22 protein-coding genes are annotated in these 21,658 nt (G+C 53.9%); 12 read left to right on the forward strand and 10 right to left on the reverse strand.

The annotated features are described in order from the left end of the window. The first annotated feature begins 190 nt into the window (after positions 1-190). The 5 genes from BM040_RS13965 to BM040_RS13985 all read left to right on the forward strand — a co-directional run bounded on the left by BM040_RS13965 (position 191) and on the right by BM040_RS13985 (position 6,144). Positions 191-868, forward strand: coding sequence for a TetR/AcrR family transcriptional regulator (locus tag BM040_RS13965; RefSeq protein ID WP_092102580.1), 678 nt, complete (start codon positions 191-193; stop codon positions 866-868). Between the two features lie 21 nt (positions 869-889). Then, complete coding sequence (locus BM040_RS13970; protein WP_092102583.1) at positions 890-2,629, forward strand: peptidase domain-containing ABC transporter; 1,740 nt, start codon at positions 890-892, stop codon at positions 2,627-2,629. Positions 2,630-2,632: 3 nt separating this feature from the next. Then, a complete protein-coding gene (locus BM040_RS13975; protein ID WP_092102586.1) occupies positions 2,633-3,997 on the forward strand; it encodes an HlyD family secretion protein in 1,365 nt (454 codons plus the stop codon). 7 nt (positions 3,998-4,004) lie between these two features. After that, positions 4,005-5,441 (forward strand): TolC family protein, encoded by a 1,437-nt coding sequence (locus BM040_RS13980; RefSeq protein ID WP_175491071.1) that lies wholly within the window; start codon positions 4,005-4,007, stop codon positions 5,439-5,441. 256 nt (positions 5,442-5,697) lie between these two features. Next, a complete protein-coding gene (locus tag BM040_RS13985; protein ID WP_092102592.1) occupies positions 5,698-6,144 on the forward strand; it encodes a DUF2059 domain-containing protein in 447 nt (148 codons plus the stop codon). A 92-nt stretch (positions 6,145-6,236) separates the two neighbouring features. On the opposite strand, the gene BM040_RS13990 is transcribed toward BM040_RS13985, so the two are convergent. Next, the gene (locus BM040_RS13990; protein ID WP_175491072.1) at positions 6,237-7,058 is read right to left on the reverse strand and encodes a sulfite exporter TauE/SafE family protein; all 822 of its coding nucleotides are present in this window, start codon (positions 7,056-7,058) and stop codon (positions 6,237-6,239) included. A 160-nt stretch (positions 7,059-7,218) separates the two neighbouring features. Here BM040_RS13990 and BM040_RS13995 point away from each other — a divergent pair, with 160 nt between their 5' ends. Continuing rightward, entirely contained in the window at positions 7,219-8,442 is a 1,224-nt protein-coding gene (locus BM040_RS13995) for an alpha/beta hydrolase family protein (RefSeq protein ID WP_245756221.1), read from the forward strand. A 107-nt stretch (positions 8,443-8,549) separates the two neighbouring features. Here BM040_RS13995 and BM040_RS14000 read toward each other — a convergent pair whose 3' ends face one another. Next, positions 8,550-8,891: a LysM peptidoglycan-binding domain-containing protein gene (locus BM040_RS14000; protein ID WP_092102595.1), complete on the reverse strand. Its 342-nt coding sequence runs from the start codon at positions 8,889-8,891 to the stop codon at positions 8,550-8,552. 168 nt (positions 8,892-9,059) lie between these two features. On the opposite strand from BM040_RS14000, the gene BM040_RS14005 reads away from it, so the two are divergent. Further along, positions 9,060-9,473, forward strand: coding sequence for a lipocalin family protein (locus tag BM040_RS14005; RefSeq protein WP_092102598.1), 414 nt, complete (start codon positions 9,060-9,062; stop codon positions 9,471-9,473). A 75-nt stretch (positions 9,474-9,548) separates the two neighbouring features. Here BM040_RS14005 and BM040_RS14010 read toward each other — a convergent pair whose 3' ends face one another. Together BM040_RS14010 and BM040_RS14015 are read right to left on the reverse strand one after the other, a co-directional pair. Continuing rightward, on the reverse strand, positions 9,549-10,793 hold the full coding sequence (locus tag BM040_RS14010) for an MFS transporter (RefSeq protein ID WP_317040180.1): 1,245 nt from the start codon (positions 10,791-10,793) through the stop codon (positions 9,549-9,551). A 16-nt stretch (positions 10,794-10,809) separates the two neighbouring features. Next, on the reverse strand, positions 10,810-11,583 hold the full coding sequence (locus BM040_RS14015) for an alpha/beta fold hydrolase (RefSeq protein ID WP_092102604.1): 774 nt from the start codon (positions 11,581-11,583) through the stop codon (positions 10,810-10,812). 167 nt (positions 11,584-11,750) lie between these two features. Here BM040_RS14015 and BM040_RS14020 point away from each other — a divergent pair, with 167 nt between their 5' ends. Beyond that, positions 11,751-12,110 carry an endonuclease domain-containing protein gene (locus BM040_RS14020; protein ID WP_092102607.1) on the forward strand — a complete coding sequence of 120 codons (360 nt, stop codon included), beginning with the start codon at positions 11,751-11,753 and terminating at the stop codon, positions 12,108-12,110. A gap of 159 nt (positions 12,111-12,269) precedes the next feature. Here BM040_RS14020 and dxs read toward each other — a convergent pair whose 3' ends face one another. Further along, positions 12,270-14,186 carry a 1-deoxy-D-xylulose-5-phosphate synthase gene (gene dxs, locus BM040_RS14025; protein WP_092102930.1) on the reverse strand — a complete coding sequence of 639 codons (1,917 nt, stop codon included), beginning with the start codon at positions 14,184-14,186 and terminating at the stop codon, positions 12,270-12,272. A 372-nt stretch (positions 14,187-14,558) separates the two neighbouring features. On the opposite strand from dxs, the gene BM040_RS14030 reads away from it, so the two are divergent. From BM040_RS14030 to BM040_RS14045, 4 genes are all read left to right on the forward strand, one after another. After that, on the forward strand, positions 14,559-15,335 hold the full coding sequence (locus BM040_RS14030; RefSeq protein ID WP_175491073.1) for a segregation and condensation protein A: 777 nt from the start codon (positions 14,559-14,561) through the stop codon (positions 15,333-15,335). 104 nt (positions 15,336-15,439) lie between these two features. Then, complete coding sequence (locus BM040_RS14035; protein ID WP_092102613.1) at positions 15,440-16,516, forward strand: lysylphosphatidylglycerol synthase transmembrane domain-containing protein; 1,077 nt, start codon at positions 15,440-15,442, stop codon at positions 16,514-16,516. An 86-nt stretch (positions 16,517-16,602) separates the two neighbouring features. Beyond that, positions 16,603-17,745: an FAD-dependent monooxygenase gene (locus BM040_RS14040; protein WP_092102616.1), complete on the forward strand. Its 1,143-nt coding sequence runs from the start codon at positions 16,603-16,605 to the stop codon at positions 17,743-17,745. Positions 17,746-17,859: 114 nt separating this feature from the next. Further along, entirely contained in the window at positions 17,860-18,375 is a 516-nt protein-coding gene (locus BM040_RS14045; protein ID WP_092102618.1) for a hypothetical protein, read from the forward strand. A gap of 203 nt (positions 18,376-18,578) precedes the next feature. On the opposite strand, the gene BM040_RS14050 is transcribed toward BM040_RS14045, so the two are convergent. The 5 genes from BM040_RS14050 to BM040_RS14070 all read right to left on the reverse strand — a co-directional run bounded on the left by BM040_RS14050 (position 18,579) and on the right by BM040_RS14070 (position 21,534). After that, a complete protein-coding gene (locus tag BM040_RS14050; RefSeq protein ID WP_092102621.1) occupies positions 18,579-19,106 on the reverse strand; it encodes a GNAT family N-acetyltransferase in 528 nt (175 codons plus the stop codon). 20 nt (positions 19,107-19,126) lie between these two features. Beyond that, positions 19,127-19,333: a PLDc N-terminal domain-containing protein gene (locus BM040_RS14055; RefSeq protein WP_139217812.1), complete on the reverse strand. Its 207-nt coding sequence runs from the start codon at positions 19,331-19,333 to the stop codon at positions 19,127-19,129. Positions 19,334-19,588: 255 nt separating this feature from the next. Next, a complete protein-coding gene (locus BM040_RS14060; protein ID WP_092102627.1) occupies positions 19,589-19,984 on the reverse strand; it encodes a hypothetical protein in 396 nt (131 codons plus the stop codon). A gap of 96 nt (positions 19,985-20,080) precedes the next feature. Then, entirely contained in the window at positions 20,081-20,542 is a 462-nt protein-coding gene (locus BM040_RS14065; RefSeq protein WP_092102630.1) for a nuclear transport factor 2 family protein, read from the reverse strand. A 134-nt stretch (positions 20,543-20,676) separates the two neighbouring features. Continuing rightward, positions 20,677-21,534, reverse strand: a complete 858-nt coding sequence (locus BM040_RS14070; RefSeq protein ID WP_092102634.1) for a restriction endonuclease — start codon at positions 21,532-21,534, stop codon at positions 20,677-20,679. Positions 21,535-21,658 lie beyond the last annotated feature (124 nt).

Consider the following 21,658-nt stretch of genomic DNA (forward strand, 5'->3'; position numbering starts at 1 on the left):
TTGTCAGTCGCAACAGAGGGTGGTATTGTCGGCCTGGGCTTTGGCCTCGCCCTGTAAACCGTAAAAAAAATCAGGCGCTAGGCTAAACTTTTTTGATAGTAATACTATTACAAATAAAAGCTTTCGTTACATTTTTAGAGCAGTTGCTCGTGGGAAGTATAACCAAAGACGCGCACTGTATACTTTATATATGGCAACCAGTATCCAGATAAACCTGAAACATCGATCGTACCTGCGGGAGCCCGAAGGCACCGAGCTTGGCCGAAAGATTATTGCCGAAAGTATAAGGCTGCTGGATGTGCTGGGCTACGAGGGCTTCACGTTTAAGAAGCTGGCGGCCGAAATGGGCTCCACGGAGGCCTCCATTTACCGCTACTTCGAGAACAAGCACAAACTGCTGGTATACCTGGCATCCTGGTACTGGGCCTGGCTGCACTACCTGGTCACCCTACAGACACGGAACATTGCCGACCCGCGCAAGCGCCTGAGCCGGGCCATTGAGGTGATTGCCAGAGCCGGTGAGGCCGATGACCCTACGGTACTGCACATTGATGAGCGTGCTCTGCACCGGGTAGTAGTGGCAGAAGCCTCCAAAGTATACCACACCAAAGAAGTGGACGCCGAGAACAAGGAAGGTTATTTCCTGGAGATGAAGCATTTGTGCCAACGCCTGGCCCAGATCGTGCTGGAGATAAACCCGGACTATCCTTACCCGCACGCCCTGATGAGCACCGTGCTTGAGGCGGCGCACCAGCAACTATTTTTTGCGCAGCACCTGCCCTCGCTCACAAACGTCCGCTCCGAGAAGTACACAGAAACAGTGGCCTTCCTGAAACAGTTGGTTTTTGCGGCAGTAGACAACTCCTAATCCCCTTACCTCCGGAATTAAATGGATGCTAATTCAACGAACAAGAAACTGCCGCCTACCAAGCGCTTCCTGCAACTGCTGTCTATAGAGCGCCGGGAGATTCTGTACATGTACGTGTATGCCATCGCCGCGGGCCTCATCACCCTGATGGTTCCTTTAGGCATACAAAGCATCATCGGCTTCGTGTCGAGCGGGCAGGTGACCACCTCGGTAGTCGTGCTGATAAGCCTGATTGTGCTGGCCCTGCTGATTGTGGGCGGGTTACAGGTCATGCAACTCTGGCTGGTGGAGTTCATCCAGCAGCGCCTGTTTGCGCGAACGGCCTCCGAGTTTGCCTACCGCATCCCCCGCTTCCAGCCGGAGGCCCTGCTACAGTATAACCCACCGGAGCTCATGAACCGCTTCTTTGATGTGGTAACGCTGCAGAAGGGCCTGGCCAAGATTCTGGTGGACTTCTCCACGGCGGTGATACAGATCGTGTTTGGCCTCCTCCTGCTGTCGCTCTACCACCCATACTTTATTTTCCTGGGCCTGATCCTGTTCATCGTGCTGATTCTGATCATCTGGCTTACGGGGGGCAAGGGCATCGATACAAGTATAAAAGAGTCCACATACAAGTATAAGATGGTGGCCTGGCTCGAGGAAATGGCCCGCTCCATGAGCACCTTTAAGCTGGTAGGACACACTAACCTGCCCATGGACCGCACCAACAGCTATGTAAAGAACTACCTTAAGGTGCGCCGGGAGCACTTTAAAGTGCTCATGACGCAGTACTATAGCTTTGTGGGCTTTAAGACCTTTATTACGGGTGGCCTGCTGGTGCTGGGCTGTATCCTGGTGGTGCAGCAGGAAATCAACATCGGCCAGTTCGTGGCCTCTGAGATCATCATCATCATGATCATGAACGCGGTGGAGAAGGTGATCATGAAACTGGACACAGTGTATGATGTGATGACGAGCCTGGACAAGCTCGGGCTGGTGAGCGATCTGCCGGTTGAGGAGTTTAAAGGGATTAAGCTCGATGAGTTGCCCCTGAACGGAGGGCTGAGCATACATGCCCGTAACCTAGGCTATAGGTTCCTGGATACCAAAAAAGTAGCACTGGAGGGACTTAACTTCACCATACAACCCTCTGAGCGTGTTTGCCTGGCAGGCTTCAACAGCTCCGGGAAAAGCACCCTGATCAGCATTATACTTGGGCTGCTGCCGTCCTACGAGGGAAGTCTATCCTTTAACGGTATCTCCATGCACGACCTTCACAAGGGCAACCTGCGCAGCCTGACCGGCGACAACATCGGTAAGGAGCAGGTGTTTGACGGAACGCTGTTGGAGAACATTACGCTGGGCCGCGACCTGCCCATACAGGACGTGCTCTGGGCGGTAGAGATTACAGGCCTGGCGCCTTTTGTGCACACAACGCCGGGCGGCTTGCAGGCCAGCCTCACGGGCGGCAGCATGCGCCTGCCAGGCACCATCGCGCGTAAGATAGTGATGGCCCGCAGCCTGGTGCGGCGCCCTAAGCTCCTGATTGTCGACAATTACTGGGCAGGGCTGGAGAAGAAGGAGCGGCTGGAGTTCCTGCGCCTGCTCACCGCCCCACAGTTCGACTGGACCATAATCATCGTATCGAACGACAAAGACATCATGCGCCTGTGCGACCGCACACTCCTGCTACAAAACGGGCAGTTGGCTGCCGACGGACACTACGAAGAGATAAAGCACCTGGAAGTAATGCAGGAACTAATAGACGTAACCGGCTAAAGTATGGCTTCAGAGCTAAACAAGATGGATAACACAGATCACGAGCTGGAGGTAATGGCGGAGGTGCAGACGCCGCGCCTGGGCCGCACCCTTACGTACTGGCTCGGCGGCATCTTCCTGATTATTATCCTTTCGCTGTTCCTCCCCTGGACGCAGAACATCCGCTCGCAGGGAACGCTTACGGCACTAACCCCACAGGACAGGCCCCAAACCATAGAGGCAACCATTGCAGGCCGCATCGAGCAGTGGCACGTGATGGAGGGGGCTTACGTGAAGAAGGGCGACACTATTGCCAGCTTGTCGGAGGTGAAGGAAAAGTACATGGACCCGGACCTGCTCGTGCGCCTGGAGGAGCAGGTGCAGGCCAAAGAGGGAGCCATGGAAGCCAACCTGGCCAAGGAGAGGGCCATGCAGGAGCAGATAAAGGCACTGCGCGAGGGCCTGAGCTTTAGCCTGCAGAAGGCGCGTAACAAGGTGGGCCAAACACGCCTGAAGCTGCAAAGCGACAGCATGGAGGTGGTGGCGCAGCGTACTGAGCTGACTATAGCCGAGGCCCAGTTTGAGCGCCAGGAGAACCTGTATAAGCAGGGCCTGAAGTCGCTGACGGAGCTGGAGCAGCGCCGCCTGAAGCTACAGGAAGCGCAAGCCAAGCTGCTCTCGCTCATTAATAAGTATGAGGCCGCACAGGCCGAACTGCAGAACGCCCGCACCGAGCTAAACTCGCTGCAGGCAGAGTATGGCGATAAGGTTGCCAAGGCCGAGGCCGAACTCAGCGCCACCCGCTCTTACACATTTGCCACGCAGGCAGACATGGCCAAGCTACAGAATGAGCTCAGCAGCACCCGCATCCGCAGCCAGTACTACCAAATTGTGGCGCCCCAGGATGGCTATGTGGTACAAACCTTGAAAGCGGGTATCGGTGAGACAATTAAGGAAGGTGAGGCGCTGGCTACCATCATGCCGCGCGACCCGCAGCTGGCCGCGGAACTGTACATCGATGCCCTGGACCTGCCGCTCATTAAACCCGGCGATGAGGTGCGCCTGCAGTTTGAGGGGTGGCCCACCATCGTCTTCTCAGGTTGGCCAGGAGCTACCTTTGGCACCTTTGGGGGCCGGGTGGCTGTAATAGACAACACCGGCACCAACGGCCGCTACCGCATGCTGGTAGTGCCGGATTCCGATGAGGCGTCCTGGCCTGAGCCGCTCCGTGTAGGTTCGGGGGTATACGGTTGGGCGATGCTGAAAAAGGTGCCGATCTGGTATGAGATCTGGCGCCAGCTCAACAACTTCCCACCTGACTATACTGAAACCCAGGGAGCCCCTGCAGCCACTGGAAAAAAGACTTCTGACGTCTCTCAAAAGGAATAACCTTCGCATGCGCATCCTTTACACCATCCTTGTAGCCCTTACTGCCTTGTTTATACTTGGCACAAGCCGTGCTGCTGCGCAGATGCCGGACTCCGCGCAGCAGGTGCTCACGCTGCAGGAGTTTCACCAGCTCATCCTGCTGCACCACCCGGTAGCCTCGCAGGCGGCGCTGCTGACGGAGCAGGCACGCCAGGAGCTGCGCATTGCCCGGGGCGCCCTCGATCCGGTTATCTCCAGCAAAGTATACCGCAAGGAGTTTGGGGGCAAAGAATACTACAACCTCTGGAGCAACACGCTGCAGGTACCGCTGTGGTTTGGCCCGGAGCTGAAGGCGGGCTTCGACAAGAACACAGGCTCCAACCTGAATCCCATGGATTATACTCCCTCCGAGGGGTTGAGCTCTGTAGGGATTTCGGTGCCGCTGGGCCAGGGCTTGTTTATAGACGAGCGTCGCGCCACCATACGGCAGGCCCGCTTAATGCAGGAAATTGCCGAGGCAGAGCGCATTAAACTCATCAACAAGCTACTGCTGCAGGCTACCAAAGACTATTGGGACTGGCTTTTATACTTCCGGCAGGTACAGCTTTACGAGGAGGCAGTCGAGCTGGCTGACTTCAGGCTGAAGGCGGTGCGCGCCCGCGTGCAGGAAGGCGACCTGGCCGCCATAGACACCGTGGAGGCGCTGACAGAGGTACAGGCACGGCAGGTGCTGCTACAGGAGGCCCTGCTGGGCTATAACAACGCCCGCCTGCTAGTGGCCACCCACCTGTGGGCCGAGGATGAAACGCCGCTGGAGCTGCAGGATCAAACCATACCCGCTCTTACCGGCAGCGAGATCGCGTCGCTGTCGCAGAGCGACCTGCAGCAGCTGCTAGAGACAGCAAAAGCCAACCACCCCGACCTGCGCAAGCTCAGCCTGAAAGGCCAGCAGTTACAACTGGACCGGCGCGTAGCCGCCGACAAGCTCAAGCCCAAGCTAAATGCAGAGTATAACCTGCTGCAAAGCGACTTTTACATGAGGCCCGAGGCCATAGACCGCAGCTTTATAGGAGAGAACTACAAACTGGGCCTCAGTTTTAGCCTGCCCCTGTTCCTGCGGCAGGAGCGCGGCAAGCTGCAGCTTACCAAGGCCAAACAGCAGGCCAATGCCCTGGAGCTAACCCAAACCGCCCGGGAGGTGGAGAATAGCATACTGGCCGCTTACAACGAGTGGCTGGCCCTGGAGGAGCAGATCAGGCTGCAGGAGCAAATGGTGGCAAACGCTAACACCCTGCGCAACGGCGAAGTAACCCGCTTTCAGAGCGGCGAAAGCTCGCTGTTTCTGGTGAACTCCCGCGAGATGAAGCTGATGGAGGCGCAGGCAAAGCTTTATACGTTACGGGCAAAGTATGCCAAGGCCCGCACCTTCCTCTACTGGTCTGCCGGAAGTATAGAAATGGAATAAGCTGGTTGCTACATTCATATAGCCTCTGTTTCTCAGGAGCGCATACTTAGGAACAGAGGTTCACTTTTTCATACCCCTCTACTGGGAGCGGTTTCTTTTAGCTTCCCTAATTGTATAAAAAGACGAATATATCCCTACTTTTGCAGCCGCGCACGACCCTACTACTCCACATGAAAACAGACCACTTCCGCTCCATAGGCAACCCCCCCATCCCCTCTGCCAGCTGCAATTTTTTATCTTTTATACTTTAACGTTCATGAAACAACTTTACACCCTCACGCTGGTGTTGCTGCTAAGCTGTGCCTCGGCTTTCGCACAGGACAACGCCAAAATCAAGGACATCCGGGAACTGCTCCACCTGACCAAGGCCGGGGAACTCGGCATGCAGGCCATCAAAACAAGTATGGAATCCATGCGCAGAACAAATACATCGGTTCCGGCAGAGTTGTGGGACGAGTTTGAAAAAGCCTTCACGGCTGAGGATCTTGTCAACCTGAACATCCCGATATACGACAAGCACTACACGCACCAGGATATCCAAGACATGATTGCCCTGTACAAAACCCCTCTCGGGCAGAAGATGTTGGAAAAAACACCTTTGGTTATGCAGGAGTCGATGCTGAAGGGGCAGCAGTACGGTCAGGAAGTTGCCATGCGTATCATCCAGAAAATGCAGGCAGAAGGAAAACTACCTAAAAACTAAGCTACCAAGCCGGTAAAACCTATAAGAAGCAACAGGCGCCATCCCTATAATTTAGGAGGTGGCGCCTGTTGCATTTATAACCATACTTTTGGTTACCCTTTCCGGCCAAACCACTGCTGCACGGTGCTGGCAAGCCCGGCAAAGTCGCTGCCGCCGGAGCCGTACGTGTCGTAGGCGAATTTGAGGATGATGCCGGTAACCACCACCAGGAACAGCACCCGCACAAAGCCCACTCCACGCTTGAGCGCCGTGCGGGTGCCCAATTGCGAGCCGATGATGCTGCAAACAGCCATAGGCACGGCCACCTCGTAGAGCACATGCCCGTTCCAGGCAAAGTAGAGCAACGCCGAGAGGTTAGTGGCCACGTTCACCACCTTGGCCGCCGCTGAGGCCGCCAGAAAGTTAAACCCGAACAGGCCGATAAAGATGAAGATGAGGAAGCTGCCTGTGCCGGGCCCGAAAAAGCCGTCGTAAAAGCCGATGGCAGCGCCAACCAGCAAACCATACAGCCGCTCTTTCGATTCGGTGAGTTTGGGCGCGTGCAGCGACCCGAAATCCTTTTTGATGAACGTATAAACGGCCACCAGCACCAACAGCACCAGGATAAGCGGCTTGAGCAGGCTGGCATCGAGGTGGCTCAGGGCACGGGCGCCCAGGAAAGAGCACACAAAAGCCGCCGCGGCCGCCGGAAGTATGGCCAGGTAGTTAATCTGGACGCTGCGCACATACTTTACCATCGCCGCCGTAGTGCCTGCAATGCCCGCAAACTTGCCGGTGCCGAACACCGTGGGCAGCGGCACTCCGGGCAAAAACACCAACAGGGCTGGCACCTGTATCAGCCCGCCCCCTCCTACCACCGAATCTATGAAACCCGCCATAAAGGCAAACAGGCACAGGTAAATAATCTCTTCCACAGAAAGTATAAAGTATAAAAAAGCGGCACAAGATACGGCACGGCAACCTGAGCCCAAGCACCTGTCCTCCTATTTTTATTTTATCGCTTTACACTTTAGCAAAGGGCACTTCTTAGGCAAAAACGCTGTTTAACTTCTGCAAAACAGAAAGGCATCACCCGTGATAAAAAAACTCTTTATTTATACTTTGCTGCTCGGCACCCTGCTGGGCCATGCTTCCTGCGACAAGGAAGCCTCGGCCGCTGCCCCGGTAGCCGAAGAACAGCCTACCGCGCCGCCGGTAGCTGAAGACCTGTATGTGTCGTCGGAGTTGCTGCTGAGCGTACCGAAGGAAATGCTGCAGCAGTTGGTTGCAAAGCAGGGCTTTGGCAGCTATGGCCACGAGATAAAGTATGGCGTGTCGGTTTTCAGGCTGATTTACACCACAACTTACCAGGGCCAGCCCATCCACGCCTCCGGACTGGTGTGCCTGCCGCAGAACATGAGCACGCCCGCCCCTGTCATCAGCGCCCAGCACGGCACTATTTTCACCGAGAAGGATGCTCCCTCTAACTTTGAGGGGTTGTCTGGTTTTGAGCTCTTTGCCTCGGCCGGCTACATCACGCTAATTCCGGATTACATCGGGTTTGGGGCCTCCAAGAACGTCTTCCACCCCTACTACGACCAGAAGCACTCAGGTCTGGCAGTTGTTGACCTGATCAAGGCGGCCAAAACGCTTTATGAGAAGGAAAAAGTGGTGGCAGACGACAAGCTCTTCCTAGTAGGCTATTCGGAGGGTGGCTACGTGACCTTGGCTGCACAGAAAGAGATTGAAACCAACCCGGAGCACGGGCTGCAGGTAACGGCCTCGGCGGCAGGCGCGGGAGGCTACGATCTGGTGGAGATGCTCAGCGGCATTAAAACCGGGCAAACATACCCTTACCCGGCCTACCTGGCGTATGTGCTGCAGTCCTATAACCGCACCAATAAGTGGGACAGGCCACTTTCAGAGTTCTTTCAGGAGCCTTACGCCAGCAGGCTGCCCTCCTTGTTCGACGGCAGCAAGAGCGGCAGCGCCATTAACCGCGAGCTCACCACCGATCCCAAAAAGCTTTTTAACCCCGAGTTCTTTGCCGACCTGCAGCAGGACGGGGAGGAACAGGCCCTGAAGCAGGCGCTCCGGGCCAATAGTTTCTATGATTGGGTGCCGCAAAGCCCTACCCGCCTCTACCATGGCACTACCGACAACATTGTGCCGATCAGCAACTCCCGCGCCACTTACGAGCGCTTTAAGGCGCGCGGCGCCAAACAGCTGGAGTTTATCCCGCTGGAAGGCAAAGGCCATGGTTCTGCGCTTGCCCCCATGCTGCAATCGCTGGTGCCCTGGCTGCAAGGATTTGAATAGCACCTACAGCTAGCACGCCAGCGCACGTGCATACTTAAAGTATAGAAAGGCAAACAGCCAGCCCCAATAGGAACCGGCTGTTCTACCTTCAACACAAACAGGTATTTTTAGTCTCTTGGAATCACAAAGCGCTGACCGGGACGAATCAGGTCCGGGTTGTCACCGATTGTGGCTTTGTTGGCATTATAAATCTTGGTCCAGGCGTTGGCATCGCCGTAATGCTTCTTGGCAATCTTAGAAAGAGAGTCGCCGCTCTGCACGGTATACACGTCCTGGCCCGGCCCGGCATCAGTGGTTTTGTTCATGCCACCCTGCCCAAAGAAGCCGCCCTGGTTCGGTTGGCCTGGTTGGGTGCCCGGTTGCGTCTGCATGTTCTTCGAAGACGGCGCATTAGGCGATGGCTTGGCGGGCTCCTTCTTTCCCTTCTTAAAAAAATCTGACAGTCCCATATTTATTGTCTTTTTAAATCAAACTTGTTTTCACGGCAATGGCTGTTGGCAACCATTTGTGCATAAAATAAGATACGCCGTATCAGCCACTTAGTTGTGCCATACTTTGCAACGACAATCCAAAACAGGACGTAAGCAACAGTCAGAACAAATGATAACTAAGAAACTATGGAAACAATAAGAAAAAGTTGGCAAGGCCTGCTGGCAGTGCTGCTGGCCATACTGATAACAAGCTGCGGCGGAAACAAAGAGGAAGTAGGATCGGAGAGTATGATTGCCGGCACCAGCAGCAAAACATGGGTAGCCGATAAGGAGCGCAACGCCTCCGGCGACAAGGAGAAACTATCAGACGCGGAGAAGGACCAAACCATGCAGTTTTATGCGGATGGCCGTTTTGCGCTGGGCGCAGGATCGGCGCTGCAAACCGGCACCTGGACGTTTGACCAGGCCGCCAAGCGCCTGACGCTGCAGTTTGAGGGCGCTGACATGTCGGAGAACTTCGAGGTGATGAAGCTCGACGACGATGAACTGGACCTGAGAGCCCCGGATGGTACTGTGATGGAAATGGAGCTGAAGAAATAACTTTTCAGCACCTTCTAAAGTATAGAAATACGGTTTCGATTACAGCGGCAGCCTGCGCACAGCGGGCTGCCGCTTTTATTTTGCCCGGAGCAGCGGGCGCATAGAGAGTAGCCCCAGCAGCGGCCCCACTGCCAGTAGTATAAACACGCCCCGCAACGGCATCACCGTAAGCAGGTAACCCGTTAGCTGTATGCTGATAATTGTAATAGCGAAACCGATGGAAGTGACCACCGTGAGTGCCGTACCCACCAGTTGTGGCGGCGCGGCGCGGGCCGTAAGCGCAGAAAACTGCGGTGAGTCGCCGGCCACCACCACGCCCCAGAACAGCAGGAAGGGCAACAGCAGTTGGGGTAACTGCAGCACCCACACGCTTGCCACGCAGCACAGCCCCGACAAGAGCAACTGCACAAAGGCCACCCTCCCGCTTCCCCAGCGCTGCGAGAGGTAACCGCCCGCCACACAGCCCACAGCCCCGGCCGCTATCACCAAAAAGCTAAACACCGACAGTTGCCCCGGTGCCCACTCCGGATAGGCATAGGCAAGTATAACCGGCACAAAGGCCCACAAAGTATAGAGCTCCCACATGTGCCCAAAATAACCGAGCGCGGCCGCCCGCAGCTCCCCTACCCGGAATACCCGTAGCATATTGCCCACCTCAAAACGGGCTCCCTTGCCCATGTAGGGTCCGTTTGGCACGAGCAGGTACATCGCCAAGCCTCCGGCAGCAGCAAGTATACTTATTGCCAGCAGCATCGTCTGCCAGGGCAGCGACGCCCCCAGCCCCCGCAACAAGTATGGAAAGGCAGTGCCTAGCACCAGGGCGCCCACCAGGTAACCGATGGCTTTGCCTAGCCCGCCACTGTACCAGCTGGCCGCAATTCTCATCCCCACGGGGTAAATGCCCGCCAGTAAAAAGCCGGTCAGGCCACGCAACAGCAGCACGCCGGTTATACTTGTGGCGCCTGCCAGCAGCACATTCGCCAGCGCCCCCAGCAGTGAGCACAGCAGGAACAGCAAACGTGGCGACACCCTATCAGCCAGGGAAAAGAAGGCAAAGCAGAGCGTGCCAAGTATAAATCCCAGCTGCACGGAGGAAGTTAGCAGGCCGAGCGCCTCTCCCTTTAGCCCCAGCGATGCCTGCAGCTCTGGCAGCACTGCGTTTCCGGCAAACCACAGCGATGTGCCCGCAAACTGCGAGAGCACAATGACGGGTAGTATGCGGGCAGGTGCTGGTGCCACGATGGCTGAGTTGGTCATGGAGGTGGGCGTCTTTAAAGTATAAAGGTACGCCCGGTTGGTTTTGAATGTATGCCTGGGCATCAGATTCCTTAACTTTTTACCCAAAGATTGTCTCAGCGAATTTCTCCAGGGCTTTGCGGGTTTCGTAGGTTCGCTCAAACATGCCCATGTGGCCGGTCTTCTCCAGGAAGTAGACCATACTGTTGCCCGGCAGGTGGCACTGTTCCAGCGCCTTGTCCATTGGCACGGCGCCATCCTCCTTACCAAAGATGAACAGCACCGGATACTTTGCCTCGCGCAGCACCTGGGCACGGTCGGGGCGGTCGCGCATGGCGGCCAGGGCCCCGGTTATACTTTCTTTAGGCGTGGCTTTGCCGATGTTTTTCATCAGCTCTATTTCCTGCTGCAGCCGCGCGCGGTTCCCCTCATAAAAGAGCGGCTCTGTGAAGGGGTTAATGAAGTTGTCCACGCCGTGGCGCTCCACAAAATCTATACTTTTGTTGCGTTGCTCTTTCTTCTCATCGGTATCCGGCAGGGCAGAGGAGTGGAAAAGGCAGAGGCCGCGGAGCAGGTGGCCATACTTTTCGGCAAAGGCCATCCCCACATAGCCACCCATCGAGTGGCCTACCAAGAGGCAGCTTTTTATACTTAGCTCGTCCAGCTGCCGCTTCACTTCGTCGGCCATACTTTCCATACTATAGCTGCCGGAGTTTGGGGTGTTGTCGCCGAAGCCGGGCAGGTCCAGGGCCAGGATTCTGAACTTCTGCTGCAGCGGCTGGGTAAACTCAGCCCATACTTCTTTGCTCTCGCAGAAGCCGTGCAGGAAAACCAGCGCATCGCCGGAGCCGTGGTCGGTGTAGGTGTTTGTCATGAGATCAGGATTTACAGGATAGCAAAGTTAATGGATACGAAACTTCTGCGGTACCGGGTCCAACCACCCCTACCCCTCCTTATCCAAGGAGGGGAGCTTTTTATACTTGTTTCTCTGTCTTCCGTTTAGTAAAATGCCTTTATTCGTAACGATAGCACAACTTCGTAATGATGGCGCATCATAACCGTAAATACCTGAAGGATAACCGTAAAGCATTGCGTAGCAATTTAACTCCTGCTGAAGCCGAATTATGGAAATATCTCAAAGGGGGCAGCATGGAAGGTCGGAAATTTAGACGACAACATAGTGTCGGAAATTATATGCTCGATTTCTACTGCCCGTCGGAGTATTTAGCTGTTGAATTAGATGGTCAGGTGCATTATCATGCTGCAGCCGAGTACGCAGATCGTGAAAAGGATTTATACTTGAACAACTTAAATATTCAGGTTATTCGCTTTGAGAATAAGGACGTGTTTGAAAACTTAGAAGCTATACTACAGGAAATCCGCAGCAACTTTAGGAAGTAGAAAACTCCCCTCCTTGGCTAAGGAGGGGTTAGGGGTGGTTGGACCCGGTATGACAATTGAGCTAATTCCCTAATCCTGTAAATCCTGATTCAGACAAAAAAAGCCCCGCAGCTTTTACACTGCGGGGCTTGCTCTGGATTCTTACTGTTATACTTCAGTTCATACTTTCACCGGCACACCTGCCAGCTCGCGCACGGTATTCTCGATGTCGATTGGGGCGAAGCCTGCCTCGTGCTGCAGCTCCAGCTGGGAGCCGTGCTCGAAGATTCTGTCCGGAATTCCCAGGCGCTTTACCTGCGAGGTATAGCCGTTGTCGACCATAAACTCGAGCACCGCGCTTCCGAAACCGCCCTGCAGGCAGCCGTCTTCTACGGTTATCACTTTCTCATACTTCGAGAAAATGTGGTGCAGCAGCTCCTCGTCCAGCGGCTTGGCAAAGCGCATGTCGTAGTGGCCTGGGTGGATGCCGTCGTGCGCCAGCTTCTGGCAAACCTCCACGGCGTAGTTGCCCACGTGCCCGAAAGTAAGTATGGCCACTTCCTCGCCTTCCTGGATGGTGCGGCCTTTGCCTACCTGTATAGGCGCTAGCGGCGTGCGCCAGTTCGGCATCACACCCTCGCCACGGGGGTAGCGGATCGTGAACGGACCCATGTTCTCCTGCGAGGCCGTGTACATCAGGTTGCGCAGCTCCTGCTCGTTCATCGGCGCCGATACTACCATGTTCGGGATGCAGCGCATGTAGGCTACGTCGTAGGCACCGTGGTGCGTTGGGCCGTCGGCACCGGCAAAACCGGCACGGTCGAGGCAGAAAACAACGTTCAGGTTCTGCAGGCACACATCGTGCACCACCTGGTCGTAGCCGCGCTGCATAAACGAGCTGTAGATGTTGCAAAACGGCACCAGTCCCTGCGTCGCCAGGCCGGCAGAGAAGGTAACAGCGTGCTGCTCAGCAATGCCCACGTCAAAAGCGCGGTCCGGCATGGCCTTCATCATAATGTTCAGCGAACAGCCCGATGGCATGGCAGGCGTAATGCCCATGATTTTGGGGTTCTGCTCGGCCAGCTCCACCAACGTATGGCCAAACACGTCCTGGTACTTGGGTGGCTGCGGAGTGTCGTAATGCTTTTTGTAGATTTCGCCGGTGATTTTATCGAAGGTGCCCGGGGCGTGCCACTTGGTTTGCTCTTTCTCGGCCAGGGCGAAGCCTTTGCCTTTGGTGGTGAGCACGTGCAGGATCTTCGGACCCGGGATATGCTTCAGGTCTTCCATCACCGACACCAGGTGGTTTATGTCATGCCCGTCGATTGGGCCGAAGTAGCGGAAGTTAAGCCCCTCAAACAGGTTGCTCTGCTTCAGAATGGCTGCCTTCACGCCGCTCTCAATCTTAGAGACGATGGTGCGGGCGTCCGGACCAAACTTGCTGATCTTGCCCAGTATCTTCCACACCTCGTCGCGCATCTTGTTGTAGGTGCGGGAGGTGGTGATGTCAGTCAAATATTCTTTCAGCGCGCCCACGTTCGGGTCGATGCTCATGCAGTTATCGTTGAGCACCACCAGCAGGTTGGCATTGGCTACGCCGCCGTGGTTCAGGGCCTCGAAGGCCATGCCGCCTGTCATGGCGCCGTCGCCGATAACGGCAATGTGCTGGCGCTTTTCCTCACCCTTATACTTGGAGGCCACGGCCATACCCAGCGCCGCCGAGATAGACGTGCTGGAGTGGCCTACGCCAAAGGTATCGTACTCGCTTTCCTTGCGCTTCGGAAAACCGGAGATGCCGCCATACTTGCGGTTGGTATGGAACACATCGCGGCGCCCCGTCAGGATTTTATGCCCGTAAGCCTGGTGCCCCACATCCCATACCAGCTGGTCGTAAGGCGTGTTAAACACATAGTGTAAGGCTGTTGTAAGCTCCACCACCCCAAGGCTGGCGCCAAAGTGGCCGCCGTGGATCGATACTACATCGATGATATACTGCCTCAGCTCCTGAGTTACCTGCAGCAACTGCTCCGGCTTCAGATTTCGCAGATCGGCAGGCGAGTTGATGGAGGCAAGCAGCTCTCCGGGTTTGATTATCATATAGTTATCCTTATAGGCCACTAACAAAAAACACGGGCAAATGTTTAAAAAGCACAAATGCCGCACTCTTTACCAAAGCGCAAAGTTAAAAATAAAAAGACACTGGCTGCCACTTTATGTGGCAAAACAAGTGTACGAGTCTTATAGATAAAGGTATCTGCATATACATATAAAAGCGCATTCGCTGAAGCCACCTTACCTGCCTATGCCACTATAACTTAATATATTGCAGTATACAGGCGTGTAATTAAATTGTTGTACCTTTTGCCTCGGCCCTTTCAGGCAGAACAGCAGAATGGGCGTATACAATCCACTGAAAATGTTTATTTTTGCCATCTGCGCAGCCAAACGCGCCCAAAATGAGTTGATAAGGTGAGTTTCGAGATTAGATTACCGTTGTTTGAGGGTCCGTTCGACCTGCTGCTCTTTTTTATTGAGCGCGATGAGCTCGACATACACGACATCCCGATCTTTCAGATCACGAATGAGTTTATGGGTTACCTGCAGGAGCTGGAGCAGCTGAACCTGGAGGTGGCCAGCGACTTTATACTTACCGCCGCCACACTCATGCGTATCAAGGCCAAGATGCTGCTGCCGCGCGTGGAGAAGGACGAGGAAGGCAACGAGATAGACCCGCGCCAGGAACTGGTGCAGCACCTGCTGGAGTACAAGAAGTATAAAAGCGCGGTGCCGGAGCTGTCGGAGATGGAGGACCAGCGCCTGGCGCAGGAAAACCGCGGCAACATACACCAGGAGCTGCAGCAGATCGCCAATGCCAACCATTTTGAGTATGAGCTGCAGGACCTGAGCCTCTACAAGATCATGCGCGTGTTCGAAAAAGTGATGACGCGCTACGAGGAAGAGCAGAACAGACCCAAGCACACCGTTATCCAGTACCCGTATACGATTGAGGGGCAGCGCGACATTATTATGCGTATGGTAAAGCAGCGCGACCGCGTTACGTTTTCAAGTCTGATAGAGGAGTTTCCGGATAAGATCGGTATGATCTTTAACTTCCTGGCCATACTGGACATGCTGCAACTCAACCAGATCGGCATCGAGGTGGGCGAGGGCTTTAACGATTTTATCATCACCGTGGCCGAAGGGCAGGCAGCCCAGGTAACACAACTACTCGTAGAGCAAGCGTAAAACTACTGTTTAAGGAGCCCCGCGCCCCTGCATTCTTCCATCGCGTGCCCGGCTTGGCAAAACACGATCTATTAAGTGAGCCGGGTAGACCATGATGATTTTAAATGGATCAGAACCAAAAAACCATAGTAAAGAGCTTTAGCCCGATCAAGATACTGGTGCCTGTCGTGCTGGGGCTTGGGGCTACGGCCTGGCTCTTCATCAAAGACGATAAAATTGGGGAGCTGAAGGGGATTGCCGAGGCCAACATCTGGTGGTTAGTGGCGGCCCTGCTGGTGCTGCTTATCCGCGACCTTGGCTATATCTACCGGATCCGCGCCCTCACCGATAAATTCCTGACCTGGCGTAACAGCCTGGATGTGATCATGCTCTGGGAATTTGCCTCTGCCGTTACCCCCTCGGTAGTGGGCGGCACCACGGTGGCGACCATCATCCTCAACAAGGAAGGCATCCCGCTGGGCAAATCGCTGGCCTACGTGATGCTCACAGCCGTGCTGGACAACATGTTCTTTATCCTGGCCGCCCCGATTGCCCTCCTGGCAACGCAGGGGGAAGTGTTCCCGACCTTTAACCTGGACCCTTCGGATGTGGACAAGCTGAAAATGGCCTTTTACATCAGCTACTCCCTCATCGCGATCTATACTTTCATCATGATCTACGCGCTGTTTGTGCGCCCGCGCGCCTTTAAGTGGTTGCTGCTTAAGATCACCTCCTACAGCTTCCTGCGCAAATGGCGCGTAAACGCGTTTCAGCACGGCAATGAGATCGTTTGGGCCTCGGAACAGCTTAAAGGGAAGAACTTCGGTTACTGGGCCAGCGCCATCCTTTCCACCATTTTTGTGTGGGTAGCGCGCTACTTCCTGCTCAACTGCCTTATTGCCGCCTTTGTGGATGTCACTTTCAGCGAGCACATGCTCATCATCTCCCGCAACCTCATTTTCTGGATTGTAATGCTGATCGCCATTACGCCGGGCGGCGCCGGTATCGTGGAGATGGCTTTCCCTAGCTTCTTCGGGCTGTTTTTAGGTGGCTTTTCCAGCGTGGTGGTGGTGCTCTACCGCCTCATCACCTACTACCCGTACCTGGTACTGGGTTCTATCTTCCTGCCCAAGTGGATAGCCAAAGTGTTCGGCAACAAAGCGCAGGAAGAGGAGGCGCTGGCCCCCGAAATGAACCGCTAACGCCAGGCAGTTGGGTTGCAGATAGCCGGTATACTTCAAGTTCCAACACTTACCCTACCTTTGCGGTTGAAGCATAAAGTATAGCCATGAAAGTTATCGTTGTAGGGGGAGGTATTGGTGGTTTGTGCGCAGCCATTGCGTTGCAGCAGGCCGGATTTGAAGCGGAAGTATACGAGGCGGCCGCGGAGCTGAAGCCAGTTGGCGCCGGGGTGGGGCTTGCCGCCAACGCCATGCAAGGCCTGCAGCGCCTGGGTGTGGCCGACGAGGTGGTCGCCAGAGGCAGGCAACTAGAGGCCCTCACCATCTTCGACGAGCGCGGAGGCATCATCAGCAACATGGATACTCGGCCGCTCAGCCGCAAGTATGGCATCAACAACTTCGTGATTCACCGCCCCGACCTGCACGACGCGCTGGCCCAGCGCCTGCAGCCAGGCACATTATACTTAAACAAGCGCTGCCAAAGTATAAAACAACGAGATAACCAGGTACAGGTATACTTTACCGACGGCACCACCGCCACGGCCGATCTCCTCATTGCCGCCGATGGCATCAACTCTGCCATACGGCAACAGATCCTGCCCCAGAGCACGCCCCGCTATGCCGGTTATACTTGCTGGCGCGGGGTGATAGAGAATCCGGGGGTGAAGATAAACGAAATGATTTCGGCAGAAACCTGGGCACCGCAGGGAAGGGTGGGCATCGCGCCCCTCAAAGGCGGCAAAGTATACTGGTATGCCTGCATCAACGCGCCGCAAAACAGCGAGCAGATGCGCCGGACGCGGCCCACCGACCTGGCAGCACATTTCGCCAACCTCCCTCCTGCCGTACCCGCTATATTGGGCGCAACGCCTCCCGGGCAGCTTATATGGGGCGACATTGCCGACCTGAAACCCCTGAAGCGTTTTGCCTACGGCCGGGTGCTGCTGCTGGGCGATGCCGCGCATGCCACCTCGCCCAACATGGGCCAGGGTGCTTGCCAGGCCATTGAGGACGCCGTGGTGCTGGGGCAGTGCCTGCAGCAGGAGAAAAGTATAGAAGCGGCCCTGGCAAAGTATGAGCAGCGACGGTTGGCCCGCACCGCCAAGGTAATCCGCCTCTCGCGGCTGCTGGGGGCGGTGTCGCAGTGGGAGAACCCGGTGCTGCGCGGCCTCCGCAAGCTGACTTTTGGGGCCATGCCAACAGCAGCCACCCAAAGCCAGATGGAGTGGCTCTATCAGGTTGATTTTTAGCGGGCTATACTTGGGGTATACTTCAGGCCGCCGCTCTGCCCTATGCGGAACGGGAATTTATGTGTAAATTCAACCATTCATAGTGCTCAAACTCATACTTCAAATTTATCCTTCATGCTTAGATACACACTGCTTTTCGCCTTCGCGCTGCTGCTTTTTGGCTGCTCCGGCTCTAACCAGGAGCTTAACCAGAAACTGAGAGCCGCTGTAACCGAGGGCGAGGCTGGTGCAGAAGGGTATAAAACCATCCGGATGGCCGAGCTGACAGATTTTGACTGGGACGTGATGTACTACTTCCAGCCGAACGAAGACAAGAAAGCCATCAGCGACGTGATCGGGTTTAAGTGGGAAGGTGCCGAAGTGCCCGAAAACCACCGTCGCCTGCTGTTTGTGAAGGATGGGGAGGTAGCCTCGTATGTGGACTACTACTACAACGATTTCCCGCTTTTTGTGTACGGCTGCGGCGATGACAAGTGGATCTATCCTAAAAGTCGCGCTACCTTTGCCAGCTTTAAGTACTGCAGCGGAAACCAGGAAGTATACGCCTTTATCCCCGAGCCCTGTGTGGATAACATCCGGCTGCTGATGGATAACCCCTGCCCCGAAGGCGAGGCAGCCACCGCAGAATAACACAAAAGCCGGCTACTGACCGGCTTTTTTAGTTTAGGAACTTAAGTCGCTTACTGCCTGGCTGAAGTGTAAACCCACCCCAGCCCCTCCAAGGAGGGGAATCATACTGTACTTGCTGGAATTCCCCTCTTGTGGACTACCGAGAACGGGAGTTCAAAGGTAGCGAGCACAGCTCTGAGGGGTGGGTTAATCGCAATTTAGGATTAGGAGTAATTGGCGTGCTGCGGGTGCAGCTTCCAGTAGATCATCTCGTCGTCCCGTACCACCTCCTGCATACCCAGTTTTTCCAACAGACGAATGGAGGCAGCGTTTTCCAGGAGACAGTTTGCCGTGACGCATTTTACCTGCGGCTGCCGGAAAGCCCACGCCACCAGCGCCCGGGCCGTTTCTAGTCCGTAACCGCGCTGCTGTTCCTGCTCGATGATGGAGTAGCCGATATCCACAACACCCTCTTTGTTTGGAGCCCCTTTAAAGCCGGCATCGCCTATCACCGTGGCGTTGTGTTTGAGCACGATCATCCACGACTCAAAGCCGGTTGGTTCCGGTAGCTGCTCCAGCCGTTTAATGACGCGGGGCAGGGTGTCCATACTTTCCTGGTCGGGCCAGATACGGGTAGGCTGCAGACCAATCTCAGCAAGTATACCGGTGTTGCCAGCCCGAATCGCCCGCGCTATTTCTAAGGTATACGGAATAAGTATAAGCCTTTTGGTATGGATGGGCGGTACGGGCATGGGGCAGTTTTAGCTTATGCTCAGCTGAATGAGCGGCGCCTCATAAAGAAGATAACCGGCCCCACAACTGGCAACAGCAGTGTGCCGAGCATCCAGGCCAACGTATAGGGCGCATTCAGTCTGCTGCTAAGCAGGATCATGGCCCAGGCAGTCATGAACAAAACCATGTGAAGCAGCATGAACATCTGCCAGATAATCATGCTAACTGGTGCGGAGACAAGTTCCATTTACGGTTGAGTTAAGTTTGCTATCCGAAGATGAGTATTCTTAATACAAGCTTAAGTATAAGCGTTTTTCCCTGATTTTAAAAGTATGGACTTGTAAAGCAGAAGGGTGACGCTATTTACAGTTTGGAAAGGCTATCCGTGGAAGTATAAGTATGGTTTTTGGACGAGGTATAAAGCCCGCTGTTTCGGATTCGTAATCCGGGACTTTTAAACGCGGATTTGCAATCCGCATAATTGCCTTTTGCTGCAATAGCGCTACTCCACGCACCCAAGGTCGATAATAAATTCTCTCTCCATCGTATGATGAATTACTTTAGCCGCCAAGCTCCCGTTCTGCTTTACAATAGAATCTCCTTCACTCACATAATGATACAGCCCGCTTTTATCGTTTGAAAGGATTAACCGGTATGTTCTTGTTCGACTGCGTGCGCTATCTACTATTTCTAACGTTTTATAATTGTGATTTTTGCTGTTTAAAAACTTTCTGCTTACAACGCTGCCCCAATATTCCATTCGCACTGCTTCCTCATCATTGCACAAGCTGTAGTTGGTTATCCTTTCATCATTCGCTATTATCAACTCGACTGTGATATAGCCTATTGCTCCCAAAGCTATCCAGATGATTACTCCTCGTTTTCTTAGCCAGTTCATGAAATTGACTCTTTATGCTGCAGGGTAAGATAATACTAAACTTGCGGTTTGAGAAGTTGCTTTTTAGGGGAGCTAATATCAGTTGTTGGTTCTATATCATAGATTAGAACAGACGTTATTGGCATGGCGAACGGTCAGCCGCCATTTACCATCCTTTTTCATCCAAATGTTGGTATACCTGCGCTGTATCCTTCTTTCGGCGTTGGGGGCGCCCTTCGCTGGCACAACAACTTCACTGCCCATAACCACCACCATATCATCAAAAAACAGGAACGTTTCCGGAGTCCGCTCGAAGGCTGTATACCGGATTACCCCCTGCTTTATCAGGTCAAGCAACTCTTGCTTCTCTTTCACGATTCGGTTAGTAGGGTGATTCACGGTCACCTCATCGTCCATCAAGCTATCCAAAGCCAAGGCATCACCCTTGAATATGGCCGTGGCATGCGCTTGGTCCAACATCTTGATTTCCACTTGCAATGCCGTGTTTGGGTCGGGCTGTTGCGCAAGTGCCTGACTAAGAAACAGGAAAGTTAAAATGAAAAGTATAGCGTATCTCATAGCAGCGCCTATTTATAGACTGTACGAGCTTCTCCATCTTTAAGTGGAGGTAATAAAAAACTCGCCGCTAACTCTCGCTATCTATATCTTAGTTGAAGGAATTAATCTTTTATCCCGCTTTTCCGGTACGGGGTTTAAAAGTTCTCAAACCAATCTTTTTTGATTTTTACCTTTTCCACCAACTCCACTTCAACCCCTAAACGAAGTTCTTTTAGCTTATCGGCAAATTCATTCCCATCTATTAAGTCAATAGGTGGTGCGCCATCCCTGTTTGCTTCTTTTTTAGCCTCTCTTGTAAAGTTGCCGGTTGTGAGTATAAGCCCTTTGTCGGCTCTGCCAATCATGGCTCCTCTAAAATCCCTTACCACGCTTGAACCAACACTCCCTTGGTATCTTTTGGCCTGAAAGACTACATGAAAGGAAAGTACTCCGCCAAGCCGGATGAGCCCTTGACCGTCTATACCTCCATCATTGGAACGCTGCGTAACCTCCACATTTAAGAAACCGAGTTCACGTAAAAGCCTTTGGCAAAGCCGCTCAAACTTCTCTGGAGAAATCTTTTTGACCGCCTCAATCAACTCTTCCTGCCAAGAGAACTCTATCAACTCTTCGCTTGCGCTCTCTAAGTCTAAAGGCGATGGCTTCTCCTTCACCTGTCGCTCTTCTTTGTCGAGTTTTACTACGGCTCTTTTAACCTGATTTTTATCGACAACTGATATGGCTTTGCCTTTTTCAGTTAATGCCCATACTCCTTTTGAAGAGTTTTCCAGCAAACCGTACCTTTTCAGGTAGTTTCTTGCCCACGCCAGCCGATACGATAGTTTTGTAGTGCTTTCTCTGTGTATATCATTTGCCTCCTCTTCAGAAAGCTGCAGGATTTCACTGACCTGCTCCTCTATCTCTCTCACAGAGCCTGAGCCTCCAAGATTTTTAAGAGCTTTTAATGCAGGATTAAACAGGTCGTCATATTTATACTTGAAGATTTCGCTCATGATGAAATTGAAGGATTAAGTATGGCAGCACATAAATATATGATATTTATTATAGAATTTATTTTCTCGCTGCTGGCATCCCTATTTGTTAAGCTCAGCACAAACAAAAAATGGGGACCCGGAA

The organism is Pontibacter chinhatensis, assembly GCF_900113285.1.
GTDB lineage: Bacteria > Bacteroidota > Bacteroidia > Cytophagales > Hymenobacteraceae > Pontibacter > Pontibacter chinhatensis.